Consider the following 9,128-nt stretch of genomic DNA (forward strand, 5'->3'; position numbering starts at 1 on the left):
CCGGAAAACGCGCGGCTGGAAGACTGGCGGGCGGTGCATCGCACCAATCTCGACGGCGTCTTTCTGGGCTGTCGCGAGGCGATCCGGGCGATGCGCCCGACCGGGTCGGGCGCCATTCTCAACATCTCGTCCCGCTCGGGTCTTGTCGGCATTCCCGCGGCCGCGGCCTATGCCTCCTCCAAGGCGGCCGTGCGCAATCACAGCAAGACCGTCGCCCTGTGGGCCGCCCAACAGGGCCTGACGATCCGCTGCAACTCCATCCATCCGCCGCCATCCTGACCCCGATCTGGGAGCCGATGCTCGGCGAAGGGGCCGAGCGGGCGACGCGGATGGCCGGCCTCGTCCGGGATACGCCGCTGCAACGCTTCGGCGCCGTTGAAGAGGTCGCGGGTCTGGCGGTCTACCTCGCCTCGGACGAGGCCGGCTATGTCACGGGCTCCGAGTTCAATATCGACGGCGGCCTGCTGGCCGGATCGGCCGCCGCGCCCGGCTGATCAGACTCTCCGCAAAGCCTCTAGTCCCGGCGCCCCTCATCCGGGGCGGCCGGCGCTATCGTGGTCGCCGTCGCCTCATAATCGATCCGCGCCCGCCACTTGGCCTTGATGGTATGCGAGGTGTCGCGCGAGCCGTCCGGACTCCAGCCCGGCGGGCCGAACACATAGCCCACGGCCTCGCGCGGCGAGCGGGCCGAGACCAGGTCGCGGCCGATGCCGATCCACTCGTGGAAGACATTGTGCAGCAGGTTGAAATTGCCGAGGTTCTTGACCGTGCCATAGCGGCAGGGCTCCTCGTCGATCTCGGGGATGAAGGTGCCGAACATCCGGTCCCAGATGATCAGGATGCCGGCATAGTTGGCGTCCAGATAGCGGGCGTTGCGGGCGTGGTGCACCCGGTGATGCGACGGGGTGTTGAACACCGCCTCGAACCAGCGCGGGAAGCGGTGGATCGCCTCGGTATGGATCCAGAACTGGTAGACGAGGCTGACCCCTTCTGGATGGCCACCATGGCCGGCGGAAAGCCCAGGAACGACAGCGGCAGCCAAAGCAGCCAGGTGCCGGCCACGCCGCCCGTCCAGGTCTGCCGCAGGGCGGTCGACAGGTTGTAGTGGGTCGAGGTGTGGTGGTTCACATGGCTGGCCCACCAGAAGCGGCGCTCGTGGCTCAGGCGATGGAACCAGTAATAGGTCAGGTCCTCCGGCCAGGAAGAGCACGACCCAGGCCAGGCCCAGATCGCGTGTCATTGGGATCGTGAACAGCCGGTGCTCATAGGGCCCACAGGGCGGCGCGGGAACACCGCCCCGCCGGTGAACAGGCCGGCGATGTGCTGCCTGCCCAGGCCCATGGCCAGGGAGGTGGCGGTGTCCTTGGTCTCGTAATTGGCCTTGGCCTTGCCCATGCGGGCCAGGATCACCTCGAGAACGATGGCGATCACGAAGAACGGGATCGCCATCTGGACGGGATCGATATCGGACTTCATGCGGCGACCTCGCGCGAGACGAACTCGGCGGGCGGCCAGGCGCCGTCCGACAGGGCGAAACGGGGACGGCCGTCGGCCAGCTTCAGCGTCAGGCGACCCTTGGCCGCCTGGGCGCTTAGGGCCTGTCGCCAGGGCGCGTTGCGGGCGACATAGCCGTCGCCCTTGCGCCAGAGGATCAGCGCTTCGTCGCCCGAGCGGGCGATGACCCCCGCGCCGTCGGCGGCGATCCACAGCGAGTCGACGGCATGATCGGGAAATTCGAGCGCCAGTAAGGCGCGGGCGGCCGCGTCGTCGAGCGGCGGCGTCGGGCGCGGAATGCGGCCCCAGGCCGCCACGGCGACCAGCAAGCTGATTGCCACGGTCGAACCGAGCAGTTGAATGACGAGCGCCTTGTCCAAGCCGACGCTTCCTCCCCTTTTTTATGGAACTCAGGGTCGGGCGGCGCGGCCATGGCGTCAAGGGTGTCGCAGGGGCAGGTTGGGGCGGCGGACCGCCCCAACGCCCTTCAGCGTCATCGCCTGGCCGGGCCGGGCAATGACGCTGAAGGTGGAAGACCTAGAACTTGCGGACGTAGGCCACGGCTACGGTGTCGGAATCAGAGTCCGAGTGCTGGTATTCCGACTTGGTCCAGTCGGCCCGCACGCCGTTCTTGGCGTCGAAGCTGTATTGCGCCCCGACCCCGTAGTTCCAGCTTTCGTTGCTGTCGCTGAAGCTGGTCCCGACCGCCGAGGCCTTGGCCTTGGTGGTGCCGTAGCCGGCGCGGGCGATCAGGTCGAGTTGCGGGGTCACCGGCAGGAAGCCCACCGCATAGGCGGCGGCCTGATGTTGCAGTTCGACCTTGACCGGCACGCCGCCGGCCGTGATCTCGTCGTCCTTCACGCCGCCGGACACCTCGGCCTCGACACCGAAGTTCTTGTTGAGCTTAGCGCCAAGCCGTCCTTGGACCGCGCCAAGGTTGGCGTCGTCGATCTTGGTGTTGTTGTAGCCCAGCGAGCCGTAATATTCAGGGGCGACCTGGGCTGAAGCCAGGGCGGGAACTAGGGTGACAGAAGCAGCGCCGACCGCCGCGAAGATGAGAGCCTTCATTTTCTTATTCCTTCTTACGCAACACTTGCGCCCCCGCAGCCACCCCTTGGCTAAAGACCTAAGGCGGCGAGGATGCGGCGGCGAACGGTCGGGTTTGGGGCCATTGCGTGTCGAACCCGACATTCAGCCGGGCGTGACGGCGGCGTCATCCATGTTATCAACGACCCCAGAGAGAACATAAGCGCGGGGCCGAAGCCGGACCTCGCCGCGTCATCGGGACAGTCGCCTTGCATCAAGCCGTCATCGCCGCCACCGGGCTCTACACCCCGCCCCACAGCATTTCGAACGCCGAACTCGTCGAGGCCTTCAACGCCTATGTCGAGCGCTTCAACGCCGCCAACGCCGAGGCCATCGCCGCCGGCGAGGTGGTCGCCCTCGCCCCTCCTCGCCCGAATTCATCGAGAAGGCCTCGGGCATCAAGTCGCGCTTCGTGATGAACAAGAGCGGGATCCTCGACCCGGCCGTGATGCGCCCCATCCTGCCCGAGCGGCCCAATGAGCAGATCTCGATCCTAGCCGAGATGGCCGTGGAAGCCGCCAAACAGGCGATCAAGGCCTGGGGCAAGCCGGTCAGCGAGATCGGCGCGGTGATCTGCGCGGCCTCGAACATGCAGCGCGCCTATCCGGCCATGGCCATCGAGGTGCAGCAGGCCCTGGGCATCGAGGGCTTCGCCTTCGACATGAACGTCGCCTGCTCCTCGGCGACCTTCGGCATCAAGACCGCCGCCGACTTCATCGCCTCGGGCAGCGCCAAGGCCGTGCTGATGGTCAATCCCGAGATCTGCTCGGGCCACCTGAACTTCACCGATCGCGACAGCCACTTCATCTTCGGCGACGTGGCCACCGCCGTGATCATCGAGGACGCCGCCCAGGCGACCGGCGGCTGGGAGATCCTGGGAACCCGCTTGAAGACGGTGTTCTCCAACAATATCCGCAACAATTTCGGCTTCCTCAACCGCGCCGCCCCGAGGGGATCGGCGCCAAGGACAAGCTGTTCGTGCAGGAAGGCCGCAAGGTGTTCCGCGAGGTGGTGCCGATGGTCAGCGAGATGATCATCCAGCACGCGGCCGACCTGGGCGTCGATCCGCATGGCCTCAAGCGAATGTGGCTGCATCAGGCCAATATCAACATGAACGAGATGATCGGCCGCAAGGTGCTGGGCCGCGACCCCGCCCCCGGCGAGAACGTCATCATCCTCGACGAGTACGCCAATACCAGCTCGGCCGGCTCGATCATCGCCTTCCACTCGGCCAATGACGACTTCAAGCCCGGCGAAACGGGGCTGATCTGCAGCTTCGGCGCGGGCTATTCGGCCGGCACGGTGTTTGTCAGGAAGCGGTAGGGCGCGCCCGGCGCGTTTCGCGCTCGAACGTCGCCAGGATCAGCAGCCAGCCCCGTTCGCCCATGTCGCGGGCGATCGCGGGCGCGTCTGCGCCATGCTTGTCGAGGTCGCGATGCTCTAGACGGATATGCGTCCCGGCGCCGTCCGGCTGGAAGCTGATCTCAACCTCGCTCCGCCGCTCAGGCGGCTCAGCCTGGCGATCGGCGCCGATGTTGAAGCTGAGCACCAACCGCTGGCCCGGCGCGTAGGCGCGCACCTCGCCCCAGGCCCAGTCAAAGTCCTCCGCGTCGGTCTCGCCCCAGAAACCGCCGACCGCCGGCTCGATCCGGGCATAGCTGAACTTCGCGCCGCTCCAGGTGTAGCTGAGCGGCCACCAGAGGCTCAGGTCGTCGACAAAGCGGGTGAAGGCCGCCGCGGGCGGAAGGTCGACGTGGACATCGCAATGGATGGGATCGGTCATGCGCGTTCCTCCTTGCTAAGGAACGCACAGGCGCTTCAGGGGATCAAGGCTTGGTGGGGCTGGCCGGATGCGCCGCCTTCCAGTCCATGCCGCGGCGGATGCGGACACTGACGGCCGGGTGGTCGTAGAACAGCATCTCTTCCAGCTGGCTCGGGCTCGCGGCGCGGTAGGCGATGGTCTTGACCAGGGCCTTGGCCAGGCCGTCGGGCTCATTGACACGCTCCAGGCTGAAGCGGTCGGCGTCGGTTTCGGCCAAGCGGATCAGGCTGTTCTGCAGCGGTGCGGCCACCAGGCCCAGCACCGCCAGGATCACCGCCAGCACCGGCAGGCCGGCCGGATCGGCCAGACCCTGGACATTGTCGGCCCCCAGCAGGCGCGAGACCGGGGCGAACAGGCGATCGACGAGGAAGAAGGCCACAATCGACAGCAGGCTCATCACCCCGGCGATCCACAGCGAATGCTGGTGGGCATAGTGGCCCATCTCGTGTCCGACCACGGCGCGCACCTCGGCGAGGTCGGCGCCCTGCTTGAACATGGTGTCGCTCATCGCCACCCGGGCCGAGCCGAACAGGCCCGAGACATTGGCGGTATAGGCGTTGGACTGCTTGGAGCCGTCATAGACGAAGATCTTGTCGGACGGCACGCCGTTGGCCCTGGCCATCTCGACCACCGCGTCGCGCACCGGGCCGGCCGGGGCCGGGGTATATTTGTTGAAGATCGGCTCGATATAGAGCGGCGAGACCAGCATCAGCACGGCGATGAAGGCGGCCGACAGACCGCCGCTCCACAGCCACCAGGTGCGCGGGGCCTTGCGGATCAGGGCGTAGAGGGCGACCAGGAACAGGCCCGCGAACAGCCCGCCGATCCCGACCCCGATCGCGGCCTCGCCCAGCCAGCCGCCGAAGGGCTGGCTGGTCAGACCGTACTGCTTCTGCCGCCACCAGCCCGAATAGGCCGACCAGGGCAGGCTGATCAGCCAGTCGATCAACAGATAGGCGAAGCCGACCAGGAAACTGACCATCACCGGACGCGATCGCCGGCGCTCGAGCCGGCGACGCAGGGTCACCAGCACGCCGCTGCGAATGATGATCGTCGCGACCACCAGGGCCACGATCAGGCCCCAGAGCATCAGCCAGTGGCCGCCCTGGGTATAGGCGGTCGCCTTGGCGTGCGCCTCGGGCGGCAGTTGCGCCAGATAGGCGGCTGTCGCGGCCGCCGGATCGAATGACTGAGCCATGTCCCCTCCCCCGTGGTGGTCAGGCCGCAGATGGCCAGAGGAAATCCGGGGCGTCAGGTTAATTCGTGGTCACCTGAAGCTCGGGCGCGGCGCGCCGACGCTTGCCTCTGGCGGCGGCGCGCGAGCCGTATAGAACTGGACCGTCGAAATTGGATGGAAGTCGCCGCATGCGATTCTTGGCTCGTCGTGAACTGCTTCTGGGTCTGGGCGCGGGCGCGTCGCTGGTCGTCGCCGGCTGCGGCAAGTCCGGCGAGAGCACCGAGTCGGCGCTCAAGCGCATCCAGTCCACCAAGGTCCTGCGGGTCGGGCTGGAAGGCACCTATCCGCCCTTCAACTATCAGGACGCCCAGGGCCAGTTGACCGGGTTCGAGGTCGATTTCGCCAAGGCCCTGGCCGGCAAGATGGGCGCGACGGCGGCGTTCAGCCCGATTCCCTTCGCCGGCCTGCTCGGCGCGCTGGAAGCCCGCCGCATCGATGTGGTCATCAACCAGATCACCATCACCCCGGCCCGCCAGGCCAAGTATGACTTCTCCAAGCCCTATACGACCTCGGGCATCCAGATCATCACCCGCAAGGGCCGCGCCGACCTGCTCAAGCCCGCCGATCTGGCCGGCAAGAAGGTCGGGGTCGGCCTGTCGACCAATTACGAGACCTGGCTGCGCGCCAATGTGCCCGACGCCATCGTCCGCACCTATGACGACGACCCGACCAAATATCAGGACCTCAAGGCCGGCCGCATCGACGCGGTGCTCAACGACGCCCTGGTCGCCGCCGCCTTCGTCAAGGGTTCCGCCGACTTCGCCGCCGAGGGCGCGGCCTTCGCCCCGCAGGACAGCGGGATCGCCCTGCTCAAGGACCCGGCCCTCAAGGTGGTCATCGACCAGGCCCTCGACGCCCTGCGCGCCAGCGGCCAGCTGAAGGCGATCTCGATGACCTGGTTTGGCAAGGACGTGACCGGGTGAGCCTGGCCGCCATCCTCGCAAGCCGGCTCCAGGCCCGATGAGCGCCGCCTTCGACCTGGTCGTTCAGTCCGCCCCTCTGTTGCTGAAGGGCGCGGTCTACACGATCCTGCTCAGCGTCATCGGCATGAGCCTCGGCCTGGCCCTGGGCTTTGGCCTGGCCCTGATGCGGCTGTCGTCCTCGCTTCTGCTGCGCTGGCCGGCAGGGATCTATGTCTCGGCGATCCGCGGCACGCCGCTGCTGGTGCAGCTGTTCCTGATCTATTACGGCCTGCCGCAGTTCGGCATCGAGCTGCCGCCCCTGCTGGCGGCCGGAATCGGCTTTTCGCTGAACATCGCCGCCTATGCCTGCGAGATCCTGCGCAGCGCCATCGCCGCCGTCGACAAGGGCCAGTGGGAGGCCGCCAGCGTGCTGGGCATGACCCGCGGCCAGACCCTGCGGCGGGTGATCCTGCCCCAGGCGGCCCGCACCGCCGTCGCGCCCCTGGCCAACAGCTTCATCAGCCTGGTCAAGGACACCTCGCTGGCCGCCACCATCCAGGTGCCGGAACTGTTCCGCCAGGCCCAGCTGATCACCGCCCGCACCTTCGAGATCTTCACCATGTATCTGGCGGCCGCCGCCCTCTACTGGATCCTGTCCAGCCTGCTGGCGCTCGGCCAGGACCGGCTGCAGCGTCGCGCGGAGGGCCGCCGATGAGCGCCATCGAAGCCCGGGGCCTGGTCAAGCGGTTCGACGGCGTCACCGTGGTCAACGAAGTCGACCTTACCGTCTCGCCGGGCGAGGTGGTGGCCGTGATCGGCCCGAGCGGTTCGGGCAAGAGCACCCTGCTGCGCTGCCTGGCCGGGCTGGAAACGCCCGAGGCCGGAACCCTGACCGTGGCCGGCGTCACGGCGGGCGGCAAGATCGGCCTGGCCCGCGCCCTCAAGGGCCGGGTCGGGTTCGTGTTCCAGAGCTTCAACCTGTTTCCGCATCGCACCGCCCTGGAGAATGTGGCCGAGGGCCTGATCGTCGTGCACGGCGTCAAGCCGGCCGAGGCCCGGGCCAAGGCCCTGGCCCTGCTGACCAAGGTCGGGCTGGCCCACCGGGTCGATGCGCGCCCCGCCGAGATGTCCGGCGGCCAGCAGCAGCGCTGCGCCATCGCCCGCGCCCTGGCCATGGATCCCGAGGTCATTCTGTTCGACGAACCGACCTCGGCCCTCGACCCGGAGCTGGTCGGCGAGGTGCTCTCGGTGATCCAGGCCCTGGCCGCCGAGAAGCGCACCATGGTCATCGTCACCCATCAAATGGAGTTCGCCAGGGACGTCGCGGATCGGACGATATTCATGGATGACGGCGTTATTATTGAGCAAGGCCCTTCCGCAGAGGTGCTGGGGTCGCCTAAGGAAGAGCGCACGCGACGATTCCTGAGCAAGGTGCGCGGCCTTCAGCCATAATTTGGCCAACGGCCCCTCACCTCCTCGACGCCAACGCCGTGTGCATTGAGGCGAGGTCCAGTGAAACCCTATATCGATCTGAAAGGCGCCTCGGGCGCCGTCTACCGCTACAAGCTGGCCGAGGACCATGACCCTCGGACCACGATCGCCGGCAACTTCGTCTATGTCGACGAGGCCGGCACCGTGCTGATGGCGGGCGAGGCCAACAACCTGCACGCCTCCGGCGCGCGCTTCTCCGAAGCGGCCGAGAACATGGGGCGACCCTGCTCTACACCCGGCTCAACGTCTCCGGTGCCTCGCGCACCGACGAGTACAATGACCTTGTGACGGCGCTCGATCCGGTGATGAACCGCGAAGAGGCCTGATATCCCAGCGACGCCAGGCGCCCCGCGCGTCTGGCCGCTACGGGGCCTGTCGGCATGGACCTCGGCGCCTGACCCCCACTTTCTGACCCAGCGGCCGTTCGGGCGTCGACGGCTTCCGTCCCCATTCGGCCAAAGCCCCGCTATGGTGCCGGCCATGCGCGCCCTGAGTCCCTCTTTCCGCTGTTCGCCGCCATCTCCACGCTGAAAGGCGTGGGCCCGCGCGTCGCGCCGCTGGTCGAGCGCCTGCCGGCCCCCTGTGCGCGAATGTGCTGTTCACCCTGCCCCAGGCGGTGATCCGGCGCACGGCGACCACGGCTGACCACGCCATCGATGGCCAGGGTCCAGACCTTCGTCGTGACCATCGACGCCCACATGCCGCCGCAGCGGGCCGGTCAGCCTTGGCGGGTGCGCAGCTGGGACGAAACCGGCTTCATCACCCTGTGCTGGTTCAAAAGGCCATGGCGCCCACCTTGAGCGCGCCCATCCGCCGGGAGCCCGGCGGGCGGTCAGCGGCAAGGTCGAGCGCTTCGGCAAGCGAGATCCAGGTCGCCCATCCGACTATCTGATCGAGGCCGAGCGGGTCGCGACATCCCGCCGGTCGAGGCGGTCTATCCGGCCACCGCGGGCCTGCCCTCGCGCACCTTCCGCAAGTTCGCCGTCGAGGCCCTGGGCCGCGCCGTCGCCCTGCGGAATGGCAGGATCCCGCCTGGATGGCCCGCGAGGCCTGCCGGCCTGGCGCGACGCCTTAGTCGCCGTCCACGCCCCCCAGG

11 protein-coding genes and 2 pseudogenes are annotated in these 9,128 nt (G+C 67.7%); 8 read left to right on the forward strand and 5 right to left on the reverse strand.

Translation table 11 applies throughout. The features are described 5' to 3' along the window. Both CSW58_RS15720 and CSW58_RS15725 read left to right on the forward strand, forming a co-directional pair. The coding region (locus CSW58_RS15720; RefSeq protein WP_255406561.1) for an SDR family NAD(P)-dependent oxidoreductase at positions 1-279 on the forward strand (279 nt) is incomplete at its 5' end. 17 nt (positions 280-296) lie between these two features. After that, positions 297-494, forward strand: a complete 198-nt coding sequence (locus CSW58_RS15725; protein ID WP_255406562.1) for an SDR family oxidoreductase — start codon at positions 297-299, stop codon at positions 492-494. Positions 495-514: 20 nt separating this feature from the next. Here CSW58_RS15725 and CSW58_RS06165 read toward each other — a convergent pair. From CSW58_RS06165 to CSW58_RS06175, 3 genes and pseudogenes are all read right to left on the reverse strand, one after another. Further along, positions 515-1,476 (reverse strand): annotated as a pseudogene (locus CSW58_RS06165) (sterol desaturase family protein). Further along, on the reverse strand, positions 1,473-1,874 hold the full coding sequence (locus tag CSW58_RS06170; RefSeq protein ID WP_099446694.1) for a hypothetical protein: 402 nt from the start codon (positions 1,872-1,874) through the stop codon (positions 1,473-1,475). Before CSW58_RS06170 ends, CSW58_RS06165 begins: the two are co-directional and overlap by 4 nt. 157 nt (positions 1,875-2,031) lie before the next feature. Continuing rightward, a complete protein-coding gene (locus CSW58_RS06175; protein ID WP_099446695.1) occupies positions 2,032-2,562 on the reverse strand; it encodes a porin family protein in 531 nt (176 codons plus the stop codon). A gap of 227 nt (positions 2,563-2,789) precedes the next feature. On the opposite strand from CSW58_RS06175, the pseudogene CSW58_RS06180 reads away from it, so the two are divergent. Then, positions 2,790-3,903: pseudogene (locus CSW58_RS06180) on the forward strand (beta-ketoacyl-ACP synthase III). Here CSW58_RS06180 and CSW58_RS06185 read toward each other — a convergent pair. Both CSW58_RS06185 and CSW58_RS06190 read right to left on the reverse strand, forming a co-directional pair. Beyond that, positions 3,890-4,363 carry an SRPBCC domain-containing protein gene (locus CSW58_RS06185; RefSeq protein WP_099446696.1) on the reverse strand — a complete coding sequence of 158 codons (474 nt, stop codon included), beginning with the start codon at positions 4,361-4,363 and terminating at the stop codon, positions 3,890-3,892. The pseudogene CSW58_RS06180 and the gene CSW58_RS06185 sit on opposite strands and share 14 nt — an antisense overlap. Positions 4,364-4,406: 43 nt before the next feature. Continuing rightward, positions 4,407-5,600 (reverse strand): M48 family metallopeptidase, encoded by a 1,194-nt coding sequence (locus CSW58_RS06190; protein ID WP_099446697.1) that lies wholly within the window; start codon positions 5,598-5,600, stop codon positions 4,407-4,409. A gap of 167 nt (positions 5,601-5,767) precedes the next feature. On the opposite strand from CSW58_RS06190, the gene tcyJ reads away from it, so the two are divergent. The 5 genes from tcyJ to CSW58_RS14985 all read left to right on the forward strand — a co-directional run bounded on the left by tcyJ (position 5,768) and on the right by CSW58_RS14985 (position 8,832). After that, on the forward strand, positions 5,768-6,562 hold the full coding sequence (gene tcyJ / locus CSW58_RS06195) for a cystine ABC transporter substrate-binding protein (RefSeq protein WP_099446698.1): 795 nt from the start codon (positions 5,768-5,770) through the stop codon (positions 6,560-6,562). 37 nt (positions 6,563-6,599) lie between these two features. Next, complete coding sequence (gene tcyL / locus CSW58_RS06200) at positions 6,600-7,256, forward strand: cystine ABC transporter permease (RefSeq protein ID WP_099446699.1); 657 nt, start codon at positions 6,600-6,602, stop codon at positions 7,254-7,256. Next, the gene (locus CSW58_RS06205; RefSeq protein ID WP_099446700.1) at positions 7,253-7,993 is read left to right on the forward strand and encodes an amino acid ABC transporter ATP-binding protein; all 741 of its coding nucleotides are present in this window, start codon (positions 7,253-7,255) and stop codon (positions 7,991-7,993) included. Before tcyL ends, CSW58_RS06205 begins: the two co-directional genes overlap by 4 nt. A 60-nt stretch (positions 7,994-8,053) precedes the next feature. Next, entirely contained in the window at positions 8,054-8,320 is a 267-nt protein-coding gene (locus CSW58_RS06210) for a hypothetical protein (RefSeq protein WP_236627677.1), read from the forward strand. A 368-nt stretch (positions 8,321-8,688) separates the two neighbouring features. Continuing rightward, a complete protein-coding gene (locus CSW58_RS14985; RefSeq protein ID WP_236627678.1) occupies positions 8,689-8,832 on the forward strand; it encodes a hypothetical protein in 144 nt (47 codons plus the stop codon). The last annotated feature ends 296 nt before the right edge of the window (positions 8,833-9,128 follow it).

It is taken from the genome of Caulobacter sp. B11 (genome assembly GCF_002737765.1).
In the GTDB taxonomy this organism is placed as follows: Bacteria; Pseudomonadota; Alphaproteobacteria; order Caulobacterales; family Caulobacteraceae; genus Caulobacter.